The following is a 22,997-nucleotide window of genomic DNA, read 5'->3' as shown; positions in this document are numbered from 1 at the left end:
GTGGGGGTGTGGATGGCGCCTGTGACTGCGCAGGTGATGATGACTTTCTTGGGCTTGGCCATGGGGTGTGCTCCTTTGATGTTGGTTGTGCTTTTGGGGGTGCTTTGCTGTCTTGTTGCTTTGCTTTGTGTTTTGTTGTGTTGTTTCTTGGGTAGTCTGGTCTTCTTGCCTGTTTGCCTCTAGCTTAATGCGTTCTTTCTCCGGTCGCAGGGGAGCGCCGGGGGCGGCCCGGCAGCCGCTTACTTTCTTTGGCCCGCCAAAGAAAGTAAGCAAAGAAAACGGCCCCCAAGAGCCAGCCCTCCTGCGGAGGGTGCCCGCCGGAGTGAAGCAGCAAGTGGGAAAAATAGAGTCGCTTCGCTCCCACTATTTTTCTGATCCACTTGCCGCTTCACTCCGGCGGCTGGCTCCCAAGGGGGACAACTGCCGTCCGGCTCGCCTTCGGCCTCGCGGGGGGCTCGCCTTCGGCTTCATGGTGCTCTTACTTGCTTCGTTTTTGCCTTTGCTTTCCTTTTCTTTGCTTTGCTTCTTTGTAGCTTCTTTGTTTGCTATTTTTGCTTGCGCTTGTGCGCAATCAATCCCATCAGTCTGTTGTCGCGCCAGCGGGCGCGTTCGCCTAGCTGGTCTGCTGGTAGGGCGGCGCGTCGCTCTGCTTCAATGCGCTCCAGGGTTTCGCTGTTCCATTCGTTGGGGGCTTGTGTCTTCGCTACGTCGCGGTAGGTGTGGCCGTAGCGGCGGGCATAGTCCAGTACGCCTTCGGGGGCGTTCAGGTCGATGGTTTCGAATGGGCCCATGAAGGACCAGCGCAGGCCGAGGCCGTCCTTCAAGACCTTGTCGAGATCGGCAGCAGTGGCGTAGCCGTTTTCGTAGAGGTTGAGGGCTTCGTTCAGTACCGCGCCCTGGATGCGGTTGAGCAGGAAGCCGGTGATCTCCTTGTTCAGGACCACCGGGGATTGGCCTGCGCGGGTGTAGATGTCGCGGGCGCGTTCGACCGTGGCGGGGGAGGTCCAGGGGGCCGGGGCGAGTTCGACCAGGGGGACCAGGTAGGGCGGGTTGACGGGGTGGGCGACCAGGATGCGGTCGCGTCCGGGCAGGTGCTCCGAGAAGGCGGAGGTGGGGATCCACGAGGTGGAGCTGGTGAGGATGGTCTGCGGGGCGGCCAGGCGGTCCATTTCGGCGAAGATGGCGCGTTTGACGTCTACCGTTTCCTTGACGTTTTCCTGGACCAGGATGGCGTCCTGCAGGGCGGCGGCGAGGCTGTCTGCCGTGTGGATGCGGGCCAGTACGGTCTGCGGTGTTTCGTCGACCAGGCCATGACTGGCGAGGTCGGCCAGGTTGTCCTGCAGCAGTTGCCGGCAAGCCTGCAGGGCTTGCGGGACGGCGTCCCACAGGTCTACCCGGTAGCCGGCGCGGGCAAAGACGATGGCCCAGGCGCGGCCGATCAGGCCGGCGCCGATGACGGCGATCTTTTCACTCATGGTGGCTCCTCAGCTCAGTACTTCGACATTGCCGCACACCGACAGGCTGCGTCCGCTGATGGAGGCGCCGGCCGGGGAGCAGATGAAGATGATCTGGTTGGCGATGTCTTGCGCCGTGACCATCTTGCGCAGCGAGACCTTGGAGAGCAGGCGCTGGCGCATTTCTTCATGTTCGATGCCATAGGCCTCTGCCTTGGCGGCGACGATGCGCTCCTGGCGGGCACCTTCGACCACGCCCGGCAGCACGGCATTGACGCGGATGTTGGACGGCCCCAGTTCGATGGCCCAGGTTTCGGTCAGGCCGATGACGCCGTACTTGGAGGCCGAGTAGGGCGTGCGCAGGGCAAAGCCCAGGCGGCCAGCCACCGAGGAGATGTTGACGATGGAGCCGCCGCCGTTCTTCTTCAGCATCGGTACGGCGCGCCGGGTGCAGAGGAAGGGGCCGGTAAGGTTGACGGCAATGGTCTGGTCCCAGCCGGACAATTCGACGTCTTCCACCGGCAGGGTGGGGCCGGCGATGCCGGCGTTGTTGACCAGTACATCCAGTACACCGCCCCAGCGCTGGCTGAGGTCGGCGAACATGGCATCGACCTGGGTCTCGCTGGTGACGTCGGTCAGGCTGTAGCTCACGGGGGCGCCGGCGAACTGGCCGCGGGCGCTGGCGAGGAAGTCTTCGCTGACGTCACAGATGTGGACGTGGGCGCCGGCCTCGACGAAGGCGGTGGTGATGGCCAGGCCGATGCCCTGGGCGCCGGCGGTGACGATGACTTTCTGGTCTTTCAGATTCAGGTCCATGGTGCAGTGTCCTTGTTGCGGGAGGGTGTGTGCTGGCTCAGAGCCAGAGGATTTTCTTGCGATAGGTGAGATCGTTGAGCAGCGGTTCGGCCGGTCCGGTGTGGAACACGGCGCCGCGCTCCAGGGCGAAGACGCGGTCGGCCAGGGCCAGCACCAGATCCAGGTTGTGTTCGACGATCACGATGGAAACCTCGCGCCGTAACTGGTCGAAGACCGTGAACAGTTCCTGCACCACGGCCGGGGCCAGGCCTTCGAAGGGTTCGTCCAGCAATAGCAGCTTGACGTTGCCCGACAGTGCCCGGGCTACCGCGACCATCTGCTGCTCACCACCGGAGAGGAAATCGGCGTGGGTGTGCAGACGTTCCTTCAGGCGCGGGAAGTATTGCAAGATCTTTTCTTCACTCCAGGCCACGCCGTTGCTGCTGTCGTTCTTGCGCGCCAGTCGGCCCAGCGCCAGGTTCTCGGCCACCGTCATGCCGGCGAACAGGCCGCGCCCCTGCGGTACATAGCCGATGCCCAGGCGGGCGATGTCGGGGGCGGACAGTCCGGCGATGTCGCGACCGTCATAGCGGATGGTGCCGGAGGCCGGGCGCAGCAGGCCGGTGAGGGTCTTGAGCAGGGTCGACTTGCCGGCGCCGTTGCGGCCCAGCAGGGCAACGATCTCGCCCTGCCGCACCTCCAGGCTGGCGTCATTGAGGATGTGGCTCTTGCCGTAGTAGGCATTGACGCCCTCGAAGGCCAGCAATTGCGCCCGCTCCTGCGCATCGCCGCTGCTGCGGCCGGTGACCGGCGGGGTGCCGTGACCGGTGTAGATTTCCTGTACGCGCTGGTCGGCGCGCGCCTGTTCGGGTGTGCCGGCCATCAGTACGCTGCCCTGGTTCATCACGGTGACCTGATGCGAGAAACCCAGCACGCGGTCGATGTCGTGTTCCACGATCAGCACCGGGATGTTGGCGGCGATGATCTGCACCAGCCGCGAGACCCGTTCACGTTCGGCCGCGGCCAGGCCGGCCAGGGGTTCGTCCATCAGCAGCACCTGGGGCTTGGAGCCCAGGGCGATGCCCAGGTCCACCAGCCGTTGCCCGCCGTAGGAGAGGGCGCCGCCTTCGATGTCGTCGATGCCCTTGAGCCCGAGAAAGCGCATCAGTTCGGCGGTCTCGGCATGGATCTCGGGATAGCTGTCGATGTCGCGCCACATGTTGTAGCGCGCCGCATGCCGCGCCTGCAGAGAAAGCCGCAGGTTTTCGTAGATCGACAGGCCCTTGAAGAGATTGGTGATCTGGAACGAGCGCGCCAGGCCGCGCTGGCAAATCTCGCTGGGCGGCAGGCCGTGGATGGGCTGGCCGTTGAGCAGCACGCTGCCGCCATGCGGGGCGAACATGCCGGAGATCAGGTTGAAGGTGGTGGTCTTGCCGGCGCCGTTGGGGCCGATCAGGGCGTGGATTTCACCTGCATGCAATGCGATCTGCGCATTCTTGACCGCCTGGATGCCGCCGAAGCGGATTTCGATGTCGCGGGCTTCCAGTACCACGCCCTGCCGGGGCGGCGGTTGCAGGAAGTCCGGCAGCGGCAGGCCATCGACGATCTGGCGCGCGCTCATCGCGGCGCCCACTTCGGCCGGCGGCTTGAGGCGGCGTAGCAGCTGGCGCCAGATGCCGACCAGTCCGGTGGGCGAGAACAGGATGAAACCGACGAAGGCCAGGCCGAACCAGAGCAGCCAGTTCTCGGTCCAGATCGACAGGCATTCGCGGAACAGGATGTAGAACAGCGCACCCAGCGCCGGCCCGAGGAAGCTGCGCATGCCACCGATCACCACCATCGCCAGCAGTTCGCCGGAGAAGGCCACCGAGGTCGGCTCGGCCGAGGCGAAGCGGTGGTGGAAGGCCAGCAGAGCACCGGCCAGGCCGGTGACGGTGGCCGAGATGATGAACATCTGCAGCTTGTAGAGGATGGTGGCGTAGCCCTGGAAACGCGCCCGCTGCTCGTTCTCGCGGATGGCAACGATGGTGTGGCCGAACGGCGAGCGGATCAGCCGGTGCAGGCAGTAGAGCACGGCGAAGGCGATCAGACTGACGAAGACCAGGTAGGGCAGCGACTGGTCCAGGTCGATGCCGGCGAGCACCGGGCGCACGATGCCGCCCAGCCCCGATTCGCCGCCGGTGAAGTCGGTCCAGCGGAAGGCCACCGCGAAGGTCAGCGCCGACAGGGCCAGCGTGAGCAGCGAGAAATACACGCCGCGCCGGCGCAGGATCAAGAAGCCCACCAGGGCCGCGCAAACCGCGATGAAAGCGATGGTGAACAGCAGCGGCAGCACGATCTGGCCGGGGAACCAGTATTTCTGCGACAGCGCGGCGGCATAGGCGCCCACCCCGAACCACGCGCCGTGACCGAACGAGGTCAGGCCGGTATAGCCCACCAGCAGGTTCAAGCCCATGGCGGCGATGGCGTAGATGACCACGTCGGTGGCCGAGGTGGTGGTCAGGCCCAGCAGTGGCAGCAGCAGGGGCGTGATGACCAGCGCGGCGGCGCCGATCCACAGGGATTGATGTTTCGGATTCATGGAGAGCATAGGGTTCATGGCCGCGGTCTCATTCGAAGCGTTCGATGCGCTCGCCCAACAGGCCGCGCGGACGGAAGATCAATACCAGCAGCATCAGCAGGTACATTGAGGCCTCGCCGGCCGGGGCATAGAACTGGATGGTGATGCCGCGTACCACGCCCACCAGCACGGCGGCCAGCACCACGCCCCAGAAGCTGCCCAGACCGCCGATGACCACCACCACGAAGGCGGCCGTCATGATCTCGGCTCCCATGGCCGGCTGCACCCCCGAGATCGGCGCGAACAGCACCCCGGCCAGTGCGGCCAGGCCGACGCCCAGCATGACGATGGCCGTCATGTAGGGCTGCAGGCGGATGCCCAGTACCGCCACCATGTCGGGCGTCTGCACGCCGGCACGCACCACGCGGCCGAAGGAGGTCTTGTTGAGCAGCAGCCAGATCAGCGTCAGCGCCACGATCACGATGGCCAGCATCAGCAGGCGATAGCGCGAGTACATGAAGTCACCCACCATGATCTGGCCCTTGAAGGCCGCCGGGATCGAAGCCGGGAGTGGCGATGCGCCCCACAGGATGCGGATCAGCTGTTCCGCCACCATCGACAGGCCGAAGGTCAGCAAGAGTCCCAGGATGGGATCGGCCGAATAGAAACGGCGCAGCAGGAAGCGTTCGAACAGGATGCCCAGCAGTGCCACCAGCAGCGGCGAGATGAAGACCGCCCCGGTGAATCCCAGATGCCTGGTGATCTCCACGGCGAGATAGGCGCCGATGGCATAGAAGGCGCCGTGCGCCAGGTTGACGATGCCGCCCAGGCTGAAGATCAGCGACAGCCCCAGCGCGATCAGCAGGTAGTAGCCGCCGACCAGCAATCCGTTGAGGATTTGTTCCAGCAGGAAAACGATTTGCATTGCAACTCCGGCCCGAGGCCTTGCGAAAGTGAGGCGACTGGCGGCCACGCCCGGGTCTCAGGCATGGCCGCGCGGCGGTGTGGACCCGGGGACGTTCAGCTGAACTTGCAGGCGTTTTCCTGCATGGTCGGGGCGATCGACTCCAGCGGCGCATTCGGTCCCGGCACGGCCGCACCCAGTTGCAGGAAGTCCCACTGGTCCTTGGCCCGCCCCTTGGGTTTGGGCGAGATGGTGTACATCTCCTGCATCAGTTGGTGGTCCCAGTCGCGATAGACGCCCTTGCGGCCCTTGAGGATGTCGATCTGCGCACCTTTCTCGAAGTACTCGATCAGTTTCATGGTGTCCAGCGACTTGGTCTCGGCGATCGCCTGGGCGACCGAGCGGAAGCCCACGTATTCGCCCCAGGCCTGGTTCTCGGGCGGCTTGCCGTACTTCTTGATGAAGGCCGCCACGAAGGCCTTGGAGGACGGACTGTCGACATCGTGGTGCCAGGTGGTGGGCCAGGTGCCGGCGAAGTTGTCCGCGCCCGCACCCCACGCTGCCACGGTATCGAAGCCGAAGCCGGCGATGGGGAAGGGCAGGCCGAATTCGGAATACTGCTTGATGAAGTTGGTGATCTGGTTGCCGGCCAGGTTGGAGATCACCAGGTCCGGCTTGGCCTGGCGGATCTTGAGCAGGTAGGGGCTGAAGTCGGTGGCATCGGTGGGCACCAGTTCATCGTTGGCAATCGTGCCGCCATTGGCGCCGACGAATGCCTTGGCGGTGCGCAGCAGGTCATGGCCGAAGGCATAGTCGGCGGTCAGGGCATAGAGCTTCTTGCCCTTGATCAGGCCGTTCTGCAGCAGTTGCTGGCCACAGGCCTTGACGTAGGTGGAGTTGGCGGCCTCGATGTGGAACATGAACTTGTTGCAGCTCTTGCCGCGCAGCTCGTCGGAGTTGCAGCCGGTGTTCATGAAGAGCTTCTTGTTGCGCTGGGCGACCTGGGCGATGCCCAGCGCCGAGGCCGAGGATATCTCGCCGATCAGCAGCGCCGCGCCGTCGCGCTCCAGCAGACGCTGTGCCTTGGAAGAGGCGGTGGGCGGATTGACCGAGTCTTCCGACAGCAGCGTCAATTGGCGCCCCAGCAGGCCGCCGGCCTTGTTCTGTTCTTCCACGGCCAGGGTGATGCTCATGACCGCGTATTCGCCCATGGGGCCGAGAAAGCCGGTGCGCGGCGTCAGGTGGCCGATGATGATCTTGTCGGACTGGGCGCGCACGATGGCTGGAAAGCCCAGCACCGAGGCCCCGGCTGCGGCGGCGCCGGCCTGCAGGATGCGGCGGCGGCTGGGTGAGGGCGGGCTGGCGGTGTTCGTGTTCGTGGTGAGGCCGGACTTGCTCTGGTCTTGCTCCATGATGCGATCCTCCTAATTATCCGGCGGGCGCCGGTGTCTCCTGGGAACTGCGTTCTTTGTATCCAGCAGGGCGACTGCGGCATGGGACATGAGCGGTGCCGGCAGTCCTGTTCACAGCACGCTGCGCATTGGCCTGGTGGGCCAGCGCAGTCATCCGGAACTGGACCGGCAGGGGCAGGCCGCCCGTGCCGACACGAAGGGGCGATGGAGACGCGCACGGGCAGGGGGGCTGCCTGGTGCGCGAGTCCGTCGAGCTGTCTCCTGGTGGCCGTCACCGCTGCGGGCCGCCGCAGCCGCAAGGCTGTGGACATGGCGCCGCGCCGATCCGTTTTTTTGTTCTGCTGATGTCATTTATTTGACATGTGATCAAATGTATTCGATAGAATCGGTAGCGTCAACCGCCTGCGCGGACATCGTGATCGGAAGGGGCAGCAGTGCCGGGGCAGCCTGCGGTTTGCCGCTGTGCCCGTGCGCTCCTGCCGGCCGCCATTGACGCTTGTTCCGGCGGGAGCCGGGGCAGACTTGGTCAGCCATGCGGGACGTGCCCGGCGCTCCGCTATAATCCGCAAAAAATTTTCATCTATCGCCATGGACCAGACCCTGATCGCCGACCTCTCCACCGTGCGCAAGATCCAGCACGCCACGCTGTCCGAGCGGGTCTATCAGGATCTGTGCGAACTGATCCAGGCCGGCCAGGTGCGGCCCGGCCAGAAGCTCACGCTCAAGGGGCTGGCCGATGCGCTGGGCACCAGTCCCATGCCGGTGCGCGAGGCAGTCCGCCAGTTGGCCGCCGAAGGCGCGCTGGAAATCCTCCCCAACCGCGCCATGCGGGTGCCGCTCATGACCAAGGGAAAGTTCAACGAACTGCTCAAGATACGGCTGGCGCTGGAAGGGCTGGCAGTCGAACATGCGGCCAGTCACATCGGTGCGGACGGTCTGGAGGAAGTCGCGCGCCTGCATGAGACCTTGTCGGTGGAGATGCAGCGCAAGAAGCCCAATGTCGACGTGATCATCCGCCTCAACAAGGAATTGCACTTCGCGGCCTACCAGGGTTCGGGCATGCCGACGCTGGTGGACCTGATCGCCGGCCTGTGGCTGCAGGTGGGGCCGGTGATCAACCTCGACCTGCGCGCCGGTTCGCGCCGGCTGGCCGAGGCGCCAGCCCTGAAGCATCATGCGATCCTGCTGGAGGGCCTGCGCGAGGCCTCGCCGCAAAAGGCGCGCAAGGGGCTGCAGGGCGACCTGCTGAGCGCAGCCGAGATGATCCTGGCTGGCGATGGCTTGCCGGACTGAAGCGCCGCGCCGGGAACGTTGAACGGAGCAAGCCAGCGTATGCGGCGCTGCGTCAAATTTGGCGGAGGTGGCTCAGGCTGTTGGTACAATGCCCACTTTTCCGCCACTTCCCCTGCAGGCCTTATGGATATTCTCTTGTTCCTGGTCGATTTCATCGTCCACATCGACCGTCACCTGGCCGAGCTGGCCGCTTCCTACGGACCCTGGTTGTTCCTGATCCTGTTCCTGATCATCTTCTGTGAAACCGGCCTGGTGGTCACCCCCATCCTGCCCGGCGATTCGCTGCTGTTCGTCACCGGCGCGCTGGCTGCCACCGGTGCCTACGATATCCACCTGATGCTGCTGACCCTGATCGTGGCCGCCATCCTGGGGGATAGCACCAACTACCAGATCGGCAAGATGCTGGGCATCAAGGTGTTCGACAAGCCCAATTCACGCATCTTCAAGAAGGAGTACCTGGACAAGACCCATGCCTTCTTCGAAAAGCACGGTGGCAAGGCCATCATCATTGCCCGCTTCGCACCCATCGTGCGCACCTTCGCGCCCTTCGTGGCCGGCGTGGGCGCGATGACCTATCCGCGCTTCTTCCTCTACAACGTCATCGGCGGCATCGCCTGGGTAGCCAGCTTTGGCTATGCCGGCTACTTCTTCGGCAACCTGCCCATCGTGAAGCAGAACCTGAGCCTGTTGATCGTGGTGATCGTGATCCTGTCCATCCTGCCGGGGATCATCGAATACATCCGTCACAAGCGTCGTCCGGGCTGATGGGTTGAGCCTGATCCGGATCAGGCAGACCCTGCTTTAGATTCCATGAAAAATGCTGCCCGGCCGACACCCGACCGGGCAGCATTTTTCTTTTTATCCACAGGAAATCTCAGTCGGCGTTGCGCCCGTACTGCACATCCGGTCGCAGCGGTGTCTTGCTGGACGCGGCGCGCACGTATTGCGGCGGCCAGGCGATGTCTTCACGCAATTGCTGTGCCGCCTGCATGGGCCAGTAGGGGTCGCGCAACAGTTCGCGCGCCAGCAGCACCAGGTCGGCCTGGCCGGTGCGCAGCACGTGTTCGGCCTGGATGGCGTCGGTGATCATGCCCACGGTACCGGTGGCGATACCGGCCTCGGCCTTGACGCGGGCGGCAAAGCCGGTCTGGTACCCGGGGCCGACCGGAATCGGCGCCGACGGCAGGTTGCCGCCACTGGAGACGTCCACCAGGTCCACACCCAGCTCACGCAGGCGGGCGGCGAGGGCCACGGTGTCGTCCGGCGTCCAGCCGCCTTCGGCCCAGTCGGTGGCCGACAGGCGCACCAGCAGCGGCAGTTCGTCCGGCCAGACGGCACGGGTGGCGCGCACGGTTTCCAGCAGGAATCGGATGCGGTTCTCGAAGGAGCCGCCATAGTGATCGCTGCGACGATTGCTCAGCGGGGACAGGAACTGGTGGCCCAGGTAGCCATGGGCACCATGCAGTTCGATCAGCTTGAAGCCGGCCGCATGGGCGCGCTGCGCCGCATCGGCGAAGGCCTGCACCAGGGCGGCGATGTCTTCGGCACTGAGTGCCTGCGGTTCGGTGTAGCTGGTGTCGAATGCCAGCGCGGACGGGGCCTGCGGCAGCCAGCCGCCCTCGGCCACTGCAACACTGCCGGCCGGGCCGTCCCAGGGTCGCAGGGAGCTGGCCTTGCGGCCGGCGTGCGCCAGTTGCACGCCCGGCACCGCGCCTTGCTGCTCGATGAAGCGGGTGATACGGCGCAGGGGGGCAATGTGCTCGTCCTTCCAGATACCGAGGTCGGCCGCGGTGATGCGGCCTTCGGGGACCACCGCCGTGGCCTCCATGATGACCAGGCCGGCGCCGCCCACGGCGCGGCTGCCCAGGTGAACCAGGTGCCAGTCGTTGACGAAGCCATCCTCGGCCGAATACTGGCACATCGGCGAGACCGCGATGCGATTGGGCAAGGTGATGCCGCGCAGGCTCAGCGGCGAAAACAATTGGCTACTCATGCGGAACTCCTGTCATGTCGATGGCGAACGAAATGCGCAGTCTAGGGGATTTCAGGATTTCGCGTCGGCCACCGCCTGGCTATTGCCCCGTCTCGAACTGCAGCGCCGCCAGGCTGGCGTAGAGACCGTCGCGGGCCACCAGTTCGGCGTGGGTGCCGGTCTCGACGATACGGCCGTGCTCCAGCACGATGATGCGGTCGGCGCGCTGCACCGTGGCCAGGCGGTGCGCGATGACCAGCGTGGTGCGTCCCACCATGGCGGCTTCCAGCGCGCTTTGCACCAGTCGTTCGGATTCGGCGTCGAGGGCGCTGGTGGCCTCGTCCAGCAACAGCAGCGGCGGATTCTTGAGCAGCGCGCGGGCGATGGCAATGCGCTGGCGCTGGCCACCGGACAGGCGCACGCCGCGTTCCCCCAGAAAGCACTGATAGCCCTGCGGCAGACGTTCGATGAATTCGTGGGCGGCGGCCATCTGGGCGGCGGCAATCACTTCCGCATCGCTGGCACCGGGCCGGCCGAAGCGGATGTTTTCCATGGCATTGGCCGAGAAGATGACGGTGTCCTGCAGCACGATGCCGATGGCGTGGCGCAGGTCCTGCAGGGTCAGGTAGCGGATGTCCACGCCATCCAGACGAATGCTGCCCTGCTGCGGATCGTAGAAGCGCAACAGCAACTGGAACAGCGTGGTCTTGCCCGCGCCGGAAGGGCCGACCACGGCGACCGTTTCGCCCGGGCGGACATCGAGCGAAAACCCTGCCAGCGAGGCATGCTCCGGGCGCGACGGATAGTGGAAGTCGAGCTCGGCAATCTGCAGGGCCGCACCATTGGCGGTGCGCGGTGGCAGTTTTTCCGGCAGCAGCACCGACTGCACCGGTGAGTGTGCGGCCAGCAGGTCGAGCAGGCGCTCGGTGGCGCCGGCGGCGCGCTGGGTGTCGCCCATGACTTCCGAGAGTGCGCCCAGGGAGCCCGCCACCAGCGAGGCATAGAGGATGAACTGGCCGAGTTCGCCGCCGCTCATGCTGCCGCGCATGACCGCGTGCGCACCCAGCCACAGCACGAAGACGATGGCACCGAACACCAGCAGGATGGCCACCACCGTCAGCAGCGAGCGTGCACGGATGCGCTCCATGGCGGTTTCGAAGGCGCGCTCCACCGACTGGCCGAAGCGGCGCGCTTCGATGTCCTCATGGGTGAAGGCCTGTACCGTGGGCATGGCATTGAGGATTTCGCCGGCCATCGCCGCAGCATCGGCCACGCGGTCCTGCGAGGCGCGCGATAGCTTGCGCACGCGCCGGCCGTAGAACACGATGGGCAGGACCACGGCAGCCAGCATGACGATGATGATCGAGGTCAGGCGGGCACTGGTGATGAAGAGCATGCTCATGCCGCCCAGGAACAGCAAGGCATTGCGCAGGGCCATGGAGATGCTGGTACCGACCAGGGTCTGGATCAGGGTGGTATCGGTGGTCAGGCGCGAAAGCACTTCGCCGGTCTTGGTGGTTTCGAAGAACTCCGGGCTTTGCGTGACCACGTGCGCATAGACGGCGCTGCGCAGGTCGGCCGTAACACGTTCACCCAGCCACGACACCATGTAGAAGCGCAGTGCGGTGGCCACGCCCAGCACACAGGCCACGCCGAACAGGGCCAAGAAATAGAGATTGATGTGGGCGGAGCTGCCGGCCGCACCTGAGCCGGCCGCGCCTGAGCCGGCCACTCCGAAACCCAGATCGATCATCTGCTTGAAGGCGTAGGGCACGGCCAGTGTGGCTGCGGCCGCCACCAGCAGGGCCAGTCCAGCCAGCAGGAACTGCTTCTTGTAGGGCGTGAGGAAGGGCAGCAATCCGCGCAGGGCAGCCAGTGCCGAGCTGCGCGCGCTGGCCGGGGGCGAGGCTGCGCTACCGTCGGTGCGGTCCGCATGGAGCGGTTGGGGAGGATGTGCAGTGGAAGGAGGCAGGGAAGAAGACATGGACAGGAGTCAGGGGTTGGAGGCCAGCGCGCTGGAGGGGAAACGGTCAGTGCCGGCACTGACCGGGCTGTTGCCAGCGGGCTACCAGCGCTGCGGTGCTTAAAATCTCATTGCCGCGTTGAACCACCGCGCTGCGCCTCAGTCGGAACAGGCATCAGTATAGTCAGACCCGGCAAAGCCGGCAGGATGCAGCGCCGCCGAGGGCGCTGTTGCCGTGCCGGGCGACCGACAGCCGGGCAAAGTGTAGCGCAAAGTTGTCCGTCAGCCATTGCCTGACTTGACCGGCCTGCTACAGTAGGCAGGTCGGGATTGCCCACCACAGAGAAGCATCATCCACCCACGTCATTGGCAAGGAGATACGCTTGGCCCAACCCGCACTGATCCCCCCGCACTGGGAGACGCCCGCCGCCGCACCCACGCCGTCAGACGAGCTGATCGCCGGACTCAGCGCCGGCCAGGCGCGCATTTCCCCCAAGTATTTCTACGATGCCCTGGGCAGCAAGCTGTTCGAGGCCATCTGCGACCTGCCGGAATACTATCCGACCCGCACCGAGGCCGAGATCTTCGGAGCCCACCAGGAGGCCATTGCCGCTGCCGTCGGCACGGGCTGTACCCTGATCGATCTGGGCGCGGGAAACTGTGCCAAGGCGGCTTCCCTGTTCGGGGCGCTGCAGCCGCGCCAGTATGTGCCGGTGGATATCTCCGCCGAGTTCCTGCATCAGTCGGTACAAGGTCTGCAGCGGCGCTTCCCGGCGATCCCGATGCAGCCGCTGGCGATGGATTTTTCTGCCACTCTGGTGCTGCCGCAGCAGGTGGACGAGCAGCGCCGGCTGTTCTTCTATCCGGGGTCGTCGCTGGGCAATTTCGATCCGCAACAGGCGCTGGCCTTCCTGCGCCGCCTGCGGGCAGCGTTGCCGGCCGATGACGGCGGTCTCCTGATCGGTCTGGATCTGGTCAAGCAGACCCATGTGCTGGAGGCCGCCTACGACGATACCCTGGGCGTGACGGCGGCTTTCAACCTGAACGCGCTCAACCACGTCAACCGCCTGATCGATGCCGATTTCAATGCGCGCGACTGGCGCCACGTGGCTTTCTACAATGCCCGCAGCCAGCGCATCGAAATGCACCTGGAAGCGCGACGCGACCTGATCGTGCGCTGGCCGGGAGCGCGCCGCACCTTCCACCAGGGCGAGCGCATCCATACCGAGTACAGTCACAAGTTCAGCGAGCAGGATATCCTCGGCCTGCTGGAGCAGGCCGGCTTCGGCGGCTGCCGCATGTGGTTCGACGCGCGCCGCTGGTTCGCGGTGTGTCATGCCCGTGCGCGCTGAGCCGGCGACGCCGTCTGTCGGTGCGTGCGGTGTGCCGGGTGGTCGTCCCACGCGGGCAGCAGTACCCTGGTTGCATCGTCGAGTTTTGAACCTCGACCCCGCTCCTGCAGACAGGATCGGGGTCTTATCGCAGGAGAGCGGATGGCCCCAGTCATCAGTACCCGCGACCATGCCCTGCAGCAGGTCGCGCTGGAATCCGAAGCGGCCGCGACGGCCGCCACCATCGACGCGGTGATCGACGCTGCCGTGCAGCAACTCAATCACCGTCCCCGCGAAAGCCTGGGCGATCGTTTCCGTCGTTTGCGCCGGCAATCGCTGCTGATCGCCGAGCCCTTGTCGGCCGAGGATTGCTGCGTACAGGCCATGCCCGATGCCAGTCCCATCAAATGGCATCTGGCGCATACCACCTGGTTCTTCGAGACCTTCCTGCTGGAGCGCTTCCAGACCGGCTTCGCTCCTTTCCATCCACAGTTCCGCATGCTGTTCAATTCCTACTACGAGGGCGTGGGCGAGAAATTCCCGCGACCGCAGCGCGGGCTGCTCACGCGGCCGGCGCTGGAGGAAGTGCTGGCCTATCGCGCCCAGATGGACGAACGCATGCTGCTGCTCATCAATGCGGTAGAGGAGGGCCGCGACCAGGGTGGTGCGCAGCAGGCGCAACTGGCCGATTTCCTGGCGTTGCTGGAACTGGGCATGCAGCACGAGCAGCAGCACCAGGAACTGATGCTGACCGACATCAAGATCCTGCTGTCGATGAATCCGCTGCAACCGGCCTACCAGGCCCTGCCCGCCAGCGTGCGGCTCAACGAACCGGTGGGGCTGGACTTGCAATGGCACCGCATCGACGCCGGCGTGGTGGAGATCGGGCATGCCGGCAGCGGCTTTTGCTTCGATAACGAAACCCCGCGCCATCGGCAGTTCGTCGAGGCCTACCAGTGCGCTTCGCGGCTGGTCAACAATGGCGAGTATCTGGCCTTCGTCGAGGCTGGCGGCTATGCGGATGCGGGACTGTGGCTGTCCGAGGGGTGGGAGTGGCGCAAGCAACAGGACTTGCAGCATCCGCTGTACTGGCGGCATGGCCAGGACGGGAAATGGCGCGAATTCACCGAATACGGCCTGCAACCGTTGCAGGTGCATCGTGCGGTAGTCCATCTCTCCTATTACGAGGCCGATGCCTATGCCCGCTGGGCCGGGGCGCGCCTGTTGACCGAGGCCGAGTGGGAGCATGCGGCAGCCCGCCTGCAAGGCCAGGGGCGCGAATTCTTCGGCGTCGCCTGGCAGTGGACCAGCAGCAGCTATGCACCTTATCCGGGCTTTGTCACGGCAGCGGGCGCGGTCGGCGAGTACAACGGCAAGTTCATGGTCAACCAGTACGTATTGCGCGGGTCCTCGTCGGCCACGCCGCTCAATCATGCGCGGCTGACCTATCGCAATTTCTTCCCCGCCACGGCACGCTGGCAGGTCAGCGGCATCAGGCTGGCACGCCAGGCCTGATGTCCGGGACCGGAAACCCTGCTTCTGATCAGCAGGGTCAGAAGGTTTCCCACTCTTCCGATTTGTCTTCCTTGTGCACCGGCGGGAGGGCGCGCTTGGACGGTGCGGCGGTTACGGCGGATGCCGCCGTGGCACTGCCGCCAGCGCGCGTCGGGCCGACCGGCAAGGCCTTGCTTGCTCCGGCGGGAGTGACTACGGGCACTGCCTGGGGTGCGCGGGCGGCGGGTGCCGGGGCCGATCGCATGTCAGGTGCGCCGCCCAGCCCATCCAGACGGAACACGCTGACCAGTTCCAGCAGTCGGTGGGCCTGATCCTGCAGTGCCTGCGCGGCGGCGGCGGCCTCTTCCACCAACGCGGCATTCTGCTGGGTGGTGTTGTCCATCTGCATGATGGCCTGGTTGACCTGTTCGATGCCATCGCTCTGTTCGCGGGTGGCGGCCGAGATTTCTCCGACGATGTGACTCACCTGCTCGATGCTGTGGACTACTTCGTCCATGGTGCTGCCGGCCTGCGCCACCAGTTCCGTGCCCGACGAGACCTGGCTGACGGAATCGTTGATCAGCTCCTTGATTTCCTTGGCGGCGGTGGCCGAACGCTGTGCCAGTCCGCGCACTTCCGAGGCCACCACCGCGAAGCCACGGCCCTGCTCGCCGGCACGTGCCGCTTCCACGGCGGCATTGAGCGCCAGGATGTTGGTCTGGAAGGCGATACCGTCGATCACGGAAATGATGTCCACGATCTTGCGCGACGAATCGTTGATCGCTCCCATGGTCTGCACCACCTGCTTGACGGCCTGTCCACCCTGGTTGGCTACTTGCGTGGCGGTGCTGGCGAGGTCGCTGGACTTGCGGGTGTGGTCGGCATTCTGCTTGACGCTGGAGGTCAGTTGCTCCAGCGAAGACGCGGTCTCTTCCAGCGCGCTGGCCTGTTCTTCTGTGCGCGAGGACAGGTCCAGGTTGCCGGTAGCGATCTGGGTCGAGGCGGTCACCATGGAGTCGGTGCCACGCCGCACTTCCAGCACGATGGCCTTGAGCTTCTGGTTCATCGCCGCCAGTGCCTGCAGCAGGCGACCGGTCTCGTCGGTGGAGTGGGCGTCGATCTCGGCGGTCAGGTCGCCCGCGGCCACAGTCTCCGCCACCTGCACCGCCTGGCTTAGCGGTCGCGTGATGCTGCGCGAGATGGTCCAGGCGATGAAGGCGGCGAACAGCGCCGATACCAGGCCGGAGACCAGCATGATCAGACGCGTGGTGTTGTAGGCCGCTTCGGCATCGGCCACGGACTGGTCCATCAGCTTCTGCTGGGTATCGGCCAGGTTGTCCAGTTCGCCGAAGTAGATTTTCTGCAGCTTACCCACCTTGGTGATGAGCAGTTCGATGGCGGCGTCGCGCTCGCCCTTGGCATTGAGTGCTTCGACTTCCCTGCGCTGGGCCGCATATTCGTCACGTGCTTTCATGACCTTGGCCAGTTGCGCACGGGCGGCGGGATTGGCCAACGCAGCATCAAGATCCTTCAGGTGGGCCGTGACCTGCAAGGACAGATCCTTGACCACGGCCTGCTCGCGGGCAGCCTGGTCGGGACTGGTGGTCAGCAACTGGTTGCGCACGGCGATGGCGACGTCGTCGATCTTGCCGGAGATGGTATTGATCAGGGCGATCTTCCTGTAGCGGTCATTGACCACCAGATCGAGGGCCTTGTTGATGTCGCCCAGGCGGACCAGGCCCAAGGTGACGATAGCGGCGATCACCAGGATCAGGACCGAGAAGGCGATGGCCAGACGTGTGGCAATGCTGAGGTTGCTGAAGCGCATTATTTTCCCCCCGAAAAATGTGATTGCGACTTGTGTTTGAGATGGGAATCAACTGGTGTGATGACCACCAGCCGATGATAAGCCAGTTACGTGAGACGAGAACCTTCCCGCCACGTAAATTCGTGTCGGCAAGCCTGTCTGCGCGGCAACATGGTGTTCCGGCAAGCTGTACGGCAAGTTCGTGCGGGGGGACGCGAGCTTGCATTTCAGTGGCCGTCATCCTGCGGCAGCATCAGGCAGGGCGCGGCCGGTTCAGGACAGCCGCGTAGCGTAGCACGAACAGCACGAAGGCCAGTAACCAGCAAAGGGCGGACAGGCCCAGCGCATCCGTTGCCATCAGAGAATGTTGCTGCGATACGACAAATTGCCGCCAGCGTGATGCTGGCATAGCGGACCGCGGCAGCGCGAACGGCGTGCAGGGTGCACCGGTCTGCCCCATTTATACTCGCGCCATCACCCCGGCATCATGCCGCCCAATGGCATCTGTAGTGAAGCAAAGGCCGGTCGCTTTGAGGAGACAAGACGGATGCGGCAGACGGCACGACGCCGGCCTGTAGGCCGGCGTCGTGCTCAGGGAAACGCGCCGGGATCGCCGGCGCCAATCCATGTTCAGGCCGCTTTGGCTTGCGAGGAGCCGGCCTGGTTGGCGCTCTCGCTGATGGCGATCTGGCGGTTCACGGCAGACAGCACGGCCTTGAAGGAAGCGGTGACGATGTTGGCATCGATGCCCACGCCGAAGCCGGTCGGGGCTTCGTTCAGGCGCAGTTCGATGTAGCTGGCCGCCTTGGCGTCGGCACCGGCACCGATGGCGTGTTCATGGAAGTCCATCAGCTTGATGTCCAGGCCCAGGGCATGCACGAAGGCATCGATGGGGCCGTTGCCGCTGCCGCGCACGGTGACCGGCTGGCCGTTGCGCACGATGTCGACTTCGATGTTGATCGACTCGGCCTTGGCCGTGTCTTCCGACATGCGGTGGGCGCGGTAGACATAGGGCTCGCTACGCTCCAGGTATTCACGCTGGAAGATGGCGTGGATGTCGGAGGCAGCGATTTCCTTGCCGGTGGCATCGGCCTCGCGCTGGATGGCGCGCGAGAATTCGATCTGCAGGCGGCGCGGCAGGGCCAGGCCGTATTCCTGTTCCAGCAGGTAGGCCATGCCGCCCTTGCCGGACTGGCTGTTGACGCGGATGACCGCATCGTAGCTGCGGCCCAGGTCGGCCGGGTCGATCGGCAGGTAGGGCACTTCCCAGATGGCGTCGGGCTGCTGCTTGGCGAAGCCCTTCTTGATGGCATCCTGGTGCGAGCCGGAGAAGGCGGTGAAGACCAGGTCGCCCACATACGGGTGACGCGGGTGCACCGGGATCTGGTTGCACTCTTCCACCACCTGGCGCACCACGTCGATGTCGGAGAAGTCCAGACCCGGGTTGACACCCTGGGTGTACAGGTTCAGGGCCAGGGTGACCAGGTCGACGTTGCCGGTGCGCTCGCCGTTGCCGAACAGGCAGCCTTCCAGGCGATCCGCGCCGGCCATCAGGGACAGCTCGGCAGCCGCCGTTCCCGTGCCGCGGTCGTTGTGGGGGTGAACCGAGATCACCACGCTGTCGCGGCGCTTGATGTTGCGATGCGTCCACTCCACCATGTCGGCAAAGATATTGGGCGTGGAATGCTCCACTGTGGTGGGCAGGTTGATGATGCACTTGTTCTCGGGTGTGGGCTGCCAGACATCGGTGACGGCGTCGATCACGCGCCTGGAGAACTCCAGCTCGGTATCCGAATACATTTCGGGCGAGTACTGGAAGGTCCACTTGGTGTTGGGGTGCTGGGCCGCGATGTCCTTGAACATCTGCGCATTGGTCACGGCCAGCTCCACGATCTCGTCTTCACTCATGTTCAGCACCACGCGGCGCATCACGGGAGCCGTGGCGTTGTAGAGATGGACAATGGCGCGAGGTACGCCTTCCAGCGCCTCGAAAGTGCGACGAATCAGGTGCTCACGCGCCTGTGTCAGCACCTGTACGGTCACGTCGTCGGGAATGCGGTTTTCCTCGATGAGCTTGCGCATGAAGTCGAACTCGATCTGCGAAGCCGAAGGAAAGCCCACTTCGATTTCCTTGAAGCCGATCTTCACCAGTTGCTCGAACATGCGCACCTTGCGCTCGATGTCCATGGGCTCGATCAGGGCCTGGTTGCCGTCACGCAGATCCACGCTGCACCAGACCGGGGGCTTGGTGATGACCGCGTCGGGCCAGGTGCGATCGGTCAGACGCACGGGGGCGAAAGCGCGGTATTTGGTGGAAGGGTTTTGCAACATGGTGAGTCTCTTTAGTCGAAATTAGAGGAAATTGAACCCAGCTCCAGCGACGCCCAAAAGCAAAAACGGCCCGTCGCTGATGCTACGGGCCGCCAAGTAGGGTGTGTTTGTACGCGCGCGCTACTTTCTCTGCCCGTTGGACATTAGTAGTAGAGCTAGCGACAGGTTTTGCATGCGGCTCACTTTAACACAAGAAAAGTTGACAGGGCCAGGATTTTTTGGAGCCGCACTTCAATCGTCGTGCAGACCACGCTCATCGGGCTCGTCCTTGGAGGTTGCCACGATGCTGACCTGCTCGCCCTTGGAACGGCGCCAGGCGTAGATCACATAACCCGAGATCGAGTAACCGACAAACACCAGGAACAGCATGGTTGCAGGCTCGATGCTGACTACGGCCATCAGCAGGGCCACCACCACCAGCGAGACGAATGGCATGCTCTTGGCGCCGCCGATGTCCTTGAAGCTGTAATAGGGAATATTGGTGACCATGGTCAGGCCTGCGAACAGCGTGATGGCGAACATGATCCAGGACAGATCGGCCCTGTCCGTGGGATAACCCCCGAACCAGGAAATCACATCGCCAAAGATGGGCACGTCGCGATGGGAAACCATCAAGGCACTGGTCAGCCAGATAAAGCCCGCCACCAGAGCCGCTGCCGCAGGTGAAGGCATGCCCTGGAAGTAGCGCTTGTCCACCACGGCCGTATTCACGTTGAAGCGAGCCAGGCGCAGTGCCGCGCAGGCGCAATACACAAAGGCGGCAATCCAGCCCCAGCGCCCCAGGGGACGCAAGGCCCATTCATAGGCAATCAGCGCAGGCGCGGCACCAAAGGACACCATATCGGAGAGCGAATCCATCTGCTCGCCGAACGCGCTTTGCGTGTGCGTCATGCGCGCCACACGACCGTCAAGACTGTCGAGCACCATGGCGCAGAAAACACCCACGGCCGCCAGTTCGAACTTGTTGTTCATGGCCATGACGATGGCGTAGAAACCGCCAAACAGCGCTGCCAGCGTGAACAGATTGGGCAGCACATAAATGCCTTTGCGCGGCTTGCGCGGCATTCCACTCAGATCGGCAGAATCATTGCTGTTTTGCATCAAACAGACCTCCAGTGCTTGCATGTCAAATGCATGCAGCTATTAAAACGATAGTATTTCAAGCACGGCCATCATGACCATGTCCCTGCCACCAGTGTACCCGCCACACAGATCGCATCCGGAATGAAAAAAGGCCACCTCGAAGGTGGCCTCTTGCCCAAGCACAGTCATCCGGCTTGCGCCGAATGACTTGCCTGCATCAGTTGCGGGTCTGGTCGACCAGCTTGTTCTTGGAGATCCAAGGCATCATGGAGCGCAGCTGACCGCCCACTTGCTCGATGGCGTGATCGGCGTTCTGGCGACGACGGGCAGTCATCGAAGGATAGTTCAGGCGGCCTTCGCTGATGAACATCTTGGCGTATTCACCGCTCTGGATGCGCTTGAGGGCGTTGCGCATGGCCTTGCGGGATTCTTCGTTGATGACTTCGGGGCCGGTCACGTACTCGCCATACTCCGCGTTGTTGGAGATGGAGTAGTTCATGTTGGCGATGCCGCCTTCATACATCAGGTCAACGATCAGCTTCAGCTCGTGCAGGCACTCGAAGTAAGCCATTTCGGGAGCGTAGCCAGCTTCGGTCAGCGTCTCGAAGCCCATCTTCACCAGCTCCACGGCACCGCCGCACAGCACGGCCTGCTCGCCGAACAGGTCGGTTTCGGTTTCTTCCTTGAAGTTGGTTTCGATGATGCCGCCCTTGCCGCCGCCGTTGGCGGAAGCATAGGACAGGGCCACGTCACGAGCCTTGCCGGACTTGTCCTGGTAGATGGCGATCAGGGAAGGCACGCCGCCGCCCTTCAGGTATTCGGAGCGCACGGTGTGGCCGGGGCCCTTGGGGGCGACCATGATCACATCCAGATCGGCGCGGGGCACGACCTGGTTGTAGTGCACGTTGAAGCCGTGAGCGAAAGCCAGTGTAGCGCCGGACTTGATGTTGGGCTCGACGTTGTTCTTGTACACCTCGGGGATGTTCTCGTCGGGCAGCAGGATCATGACCACGTCGGCAGCCTTCACCGCGTCGTTCACTTCCATCACGGTCAGACCGGCCTTGCCGACCTTGTCCCAGGAAGAGCCGCCCTTGCGCAGACCGACCACAACCTTCACGCCGCTGTCGTTCAGGTTTTGAGCATGTGCGTGGCCTTGGCTGCCGTAGCCGATGATGGCAACAGTCTTGCCCTTGATCAGGCTCAGGTCACAGTCCTTGTCGTAGAAAACTTTCATGATGGCTCCAGGTCTCTTATCTTGAGGGGGTTGAAAAGGTTTGTTCAGATTCAAATTGGGTGCAAACAGCCATTAGACACGCAGAATGCGTTCGCCACGACCAATACCCGAGGCGCCCGTGCGAACGGTTTCGAGGATGGCAGTGCGATCAATGGCTTGCAGGAAGGCGTCGTTCTTGGACTGGTCGCCGGTCAGCTCCACGGTGTAGCTCTTTTCGGTCACATCGATGATGCGACCGCGGAAGATGTCCGCCATGCGCTTCATTTCTTCGCGTTCCTTGCCCACGGCACGCACCTTGACCATCATCAGCTCGCGCTCGGTGTAGGCACCTTCGGTCAGGTCCACCACTTTAACCACTTCAATCAGTCGGTTCAGGTGCTTGGTGATTTGCTCAATCACATCGTCCGAACCTGTGGTCAGGATGGTCATGCGCGACAGCGAGGGATCCTCGGTTGGTGCGACAGTCAGGGATTCGATGTTGTAGCCACGGGCTGAAAACAGGCCCACGACGCGCGACAGTGCTCCAGGCTCGTTCTCGAGCAGCACGGCAATAATGTGTTTCATTGGGAGATTCCTCTTTTCGCCGCCCTCCCCTGACACCGGTAAGTGCCAGGCTCGGCGGACAATAGATTCGTCAAAAGATGCTATTTAAAATATAGCTGCTTGCGATTGACTTGTAAGCGTTTGAGGCCGATTTCACTAGAAAACCAGCGTTCTACGCATCACAGGTCGTCAGCGCCCAGCAGCATTTCCGTGATGCCACGGCCGGCTTGCACCATGGGGAACACGTTCTCGGTCGGGTCGGTGCGGAAGTCCAGGAAGACCGTCTTGCTTTCTTCGCGCACGATGCGGCGTGCCTCGCGCAGCGCAGCTTCGACATCGGCAGGCTTTTCGATCAGCAGGCCACGGTGGCCGAAGGCCTCCGCCAGCTTCACGAAGTCGGGCAGCGAATCCATATAGCTGCTCGAGTAGCGACCCGAGTATTCAATTTCCTGCCACTGACGCACCATGCCCAGGAAGCGGTTGTTCAGCGCGCAGATGACCACCGGGGTGTTGTACTGCTTGCAGGTGGCCAGTTCCTGGATGTTCATCTGGATCGAGCCTTCGCCCGTGATGCAGAAGACTTCGGAGTCGGGCTTGGCCAGCTTGATGCCCATGGCATAAGGCAGGCCCACACCCATGGTGCCCAGACCGCCGGAGTTGATCCAGCGACGGGGTTCATCGAAGCGGTAATACTGCGCCGCCCACATCTGGTGCTGACCCGCATCGGAGGTGATGTAGGCGTCGGCATCCTTGGTCATGTTCCACAGCGTGTCGACCACGTACTGGGGCTTGATGACTTCGGTATTGGACTTGTCGTAGCT

At 63.7% G+C, this 22,997-nt stretch carries 17 protein-coding genes; 4 read left to right on the top strand and 13 right to left on the bottom strand.

Features of this window, described 5'->3' with window-relative positions; all coding sequences use genetic code 11:
- Nucleotides 1-545: 545 nt before the first annotated feature.
- From VE092_RS05695 to VE092_RS05675, 5 genes are all read right to left on the bottom strand, one after another.
- Nucleotides 546-1,475, bottom strand: a complete 930-nt coding sequence (locus tag VE092_RS05695) for a 3-hydroxyacyl-CoA dehydrogenase (RefSeq protein WP_324874710.1) — start codon at nucleotides 1,473-1,475, stop codon at nucleotides 546-548.
- Between the two features lie 9 nt (nucleotides 1,476-1,484).
- The gene (locus tag VE092_RS05690; RefSeq protein WP_324874708.1) at nucleotides 1,485-2,270 is read right to left on the bottom strand and encodes an SDR family oxidoreductase; all 786 of its coding nucleotides are present in this window, start codon (nucleotides 2,268-2,270) and stop codon (nucleotides 1,485-1,487) included.
- Nucleotides 2,271-2,307: 37 nt separating this feature from the next.
- Entirely contained in the window at nucleotides 2,308-4,830 is a 2,523-nt protein-coding gene (locus tag VE092_RS05685; RefSeq protein ID WP_324874706.1) for a branched-chain amino acid ABC transporter ATP-binding protein/permease, read from the bottom strand.
- 28 nt (nucleotides 4,831-4,858) lie between these two features.
- Entirely contained in the window at nucleotides 4,859-5,734 is an 876-nt protein-coding gene (locus VE092_RS05680) for a branched-chain amino acid ABC transporter permease (protein WP_324874704.1), read from the bottom strand.
- A gap of 95 nt (nucleotides 5,735-5,829) precedes the next feature.
- On the bottom strand, nucleotides 5,830-7,125 hold the full coding sequence (locus tag VE092_RS05675) for an ABC transporter substrate-binding protein (RefSeq protein WP_324874702.1): 1,296 nt from the start codon (nucleotides 7,123-7,125) through the stop codon (nucleotides 5,830-5,832).
- A gap of 588 nt (nucleotides 7,126-7,713) precedes the next feature.
- On the opposite strand from VE092_RS05675, the gene VE092_RS05670 reads away from it, so the two are divergent.
- Nucleotides 7,714-8,418 carry a GntR family transcriptional regulator gene (locus VE092_RS05670; protein ID WP_324874700.1) on the top strand — a complete coding sequence of 235 codons (705 nt, stop codon included), beginning with the start codon at nucleotides 7,714-7,716 and terminating at the stop codon, nucleotides 8,416-8,418.
- Between the two features lie 123 nt (nucleotides 8,419-8,541).
- Nucleotides 8,542-9,183: a DedA family protein gene (locus VE092_RS05665; RefSeq protein WP_039876006.1), complete on the top strand. Its 642-nt coding sequence runs from the start codon at nucleotides 8,542-8,544 to the stop codon at nucleotides 9,181-9,183.
- Between the two features lie 109 nt (nucleotides 9,184-9,292).
- Here the strand turns inward: VE092_RS05665 and VE092_RS05660 are convergent, their stop codons facing one another.
- Both VE092_RS05660 and VE092_RS05655 read right to left on the bottom strand, forming a co-directional pair.
- Nucleotides 9,293-10,411 carry an NADH:flavin oxidoreductase/NADH oxidase gene (locus VE092_RS05660; protein ID WP_324874695.1) on the bottom strand — a complete coding sequence of 373 codons (1,119 nt, stop codon included), beginning with the start codon at nucleotides 10,409-10,411 and terminating at the stop codon, nucleotides 9,293-9,295.
- Between the two features lie 79 nt (nucleotides 10,412-10,490).
- Nucleotides 10,491-12,380 (bottom strand): ABC transporter transmembrane domain-containing protein, encoded by a 1,890-nt coding sequence (locus VE092_RS05655; protein WP_414653420.1) that lies wholly within the window; start codon nucleotides 12,378-12,380, stop codon nucleotides 10,491-10,493.
- A 356-nt stretch (nucleotides 12,381-12,736) separates the two neighbouring features.
- On the opposite strand from VE092_RS05655, the gene egtD reads away from it, so the two are divergent.
- Entirely contained in the window at nucleotides 12,737-13,705 is a 969-nt protein-coding gene (gene egtD / locus VE092_RS05650) for an L-histidine N(alpha)-methyltransferase (protein WP_324874691.1), read from the top strand.
- Nucleotides 13,706-13,846: 141 nt separating this feature from the next.
- Nucleotides 13,847-15,199, top strand: coding sequence for an ergothioneine biosynthesis protein EgtB (gene egtB / locus VE092_RS05645; protein WP_324874689.1), 1,353 nt, complete (start codon nucleotides 13,847-13,849; stop codon nucleotides 15,197-15,199).
- 37 nt (nucleotides 15,200-15,236) lie between these two features.
- Here the strand turns inward: egtB and VE092_RS05640 are convergent, their stop codons facing one another.
- The 6 genes from VE092_RS05640 to VE092_RS05615 all read right to left on the bottom strand — a co-directional run.
- Nucleotides 15,237-17,006 carry a methyl-accepting chemotaxis protein gene (locus VE092_RS05640; RefSeq protein WP_324874687.1) on the bottom strand — a complete coding sequence of 590 codons (1,770 nt, stop codon included), beginning with the start codon at nucleotides 17,004-17,006 and terminating at the stop codon, nucleotides 15,237-15,239.
- A gap of 609 nt (nucleotides 17,007-17,615) precedes the next feature.
- Nucleotides 17,616-19,316 (bottom strand): 2-isopropylmalate synthase, encoded by a 1,701-nt coding sequence (leuA, locus tag VE092_RS05635; RefSeq protein ID WP_324874686.1) that lies wholly within the window; start codon nucleotides 19,314-19,316, stop codon nucleotides 17,616-17,618.
- A 231-nt stretch (nucleotides 19,317-19,547) separates the two neighbouring features.
- The gene (pssA, locus tag VE092_RS05630; RefSeq protein ID WP_087865766.1) at nucleotides 19,548-20,417 is read right to left on the bottom strand and encodes a CDP-diacylglycerol--serine O-phosphatidyltransferase; all 870 of its coding nucleotides are present in this window, start codon (nucleotides 20,415-20,417) and stop codon (nucleotides 19,548-19,550) included.
- Nucleotides 20,418-20,616: 199 nt separating this feature from the next.
- The gene (gene ilvC, locus VE092_RS05625; RefSeq protein ID WP_003056637.1) at nucleotides 20,617-21,633 is read right to left on the bottom strand and encodes a ketol-acid reductoisomerase; all 1,017 of its coding nucleotides are present in this window, start codon (nucleotides 21,631-21,633) and stop codon (nucleotides 20,617-20,619) included.
- A gap of 72 nt (nucleotides 21,634-21,705) precedes the next feature.
- Entirely contained in the window at nucleotides 21,706-22,197 is a 492-nt protein-coding gene (ilvN, locus tag VE092_RS05620) for an acetolactate synthase small subunit (protein ID WP_003056638.1), read from the bottom strand.
- A 158-nt stretch (nucleotides 22,198-22,355) separates the two neighbouring features.
- A partial coding sequence (locus tag VE092_RS05615; RefSeq protein WP_324874669.1) for a thiamine pyrophosphate-dependent enzyme occupies nucleotides 22,356-22,997 on the bottom strand: 642 nt, incomplete at its 5' end.

This window comes from Herbaspirillum sp. (assembly GCF_035644555.1).
Classification (GTDB): domain Bacteria; phylum Pseudomonadota; class Gammaproteobacteria; order Burkholderiales; family Burkholderiaceae_D; genus Herbaspirillum.
Note: the sequence above shows the minus strand (reverse complement) of the source record. Positions and strands in the feature narration are given on the sequence as shown.

Bases quoted from the DNA above. Each gene is read 5' to 3' on its own strand.
- VE092_RS05665 (WP_039876006.1), top strand. From the start codon at position 8,542: ATGGATATTCTCTTGTTCCTGGTCGATTTCATCGTCCACATCGACCGT.
- VE092_RS05695 (WP_324874710.1), bottom strand. From the start codon at position 1,475: ATGAGTGAAAAGATCGCCGTCATCGGCGCCGGCCTGATCGGCCGCGCC.
- egtB (WP_324874689.1), top strand. From the start codon at position 13,847: ATGGCCCCAGTCATCAGTACCCGCGACCATGCCCTGCAGCAGGTCGCG.
- VE092_RS05640 (WP_324874687.1), bottom strand. From the start codon at position 17,006: ATGCGCTTCAGCAACCTCAGCATTGCCACACGTCTGGCCATCGCCTTC.
- VE092_RS05675 (WP_324874702.1), bottom strand. From the start codon at position 7,125: ATGGAGCAAGACCAGAGCAAGTCCGGCCTCACCACGAACACGAACACC.
- VE092_RS05680 (WP_324874704.1), bottom strand. From the start codon at position 5,734: ATGCAAATCGTTTTCCTGCTGGAACAAATCCTCAACGGATTGCTGGTC.
- VE092_RS05685 (WP_324874706.1), bottom strand. From the start codon at position 4,830: ATGAATCCGAAACATCAATCCCTGTGGATCGGCGCCGCCGCGCTGGTC.
- pssA (WP_087865766.1), bottom strand. From the start codon at position 20,417: ATGCAAAACAGCAATGATTCTGCCGATCTGAGTGGAATGCCGCGCAAG.
- VE092_RS05660 (WP_324874695.1), bottom strand. From the start codon at position 10,411: ATGAGTAGCCAATTGTTTTCGCCGCTGAGCCTGCGCGGCATCACCTTG.
- ilvC (WP_003056637.1), bottom strand. From the start codon at position 21,633: ATGAAAGTTTTCTACGACAAGGACTGTGACCTGAGCCTGATCAAGGGC.
- VE092_RS05690 (WP_324874708.1), bottom strand. From the start codon at position 2,270: ATGGACCTGAATCTGAAAGACCAGAAAGTCATCGTCACCGCCGGCGCC.
- VE092_RS05670 (WP_324874700.1), top strand. From the start codon at position 7,714: ATGGACCAGACCCTGATCGCCGACCTCTCCACCGTGCGCAAGATCCAG.
- ilvN (WP_003056638.1), bottom strand. From the start codon at position 22,197: ATGAAACACATTATTGCCGTGCTGCTCGAGAACGAGCCTGGAGCACTG.
- leuA (WP_324874686.1), bottom strand. From the start codon at position 19,316: ATGTTGCAAAACCCTTCCACCAAATACCGCGCTTTCGCCCCCGTGCGT.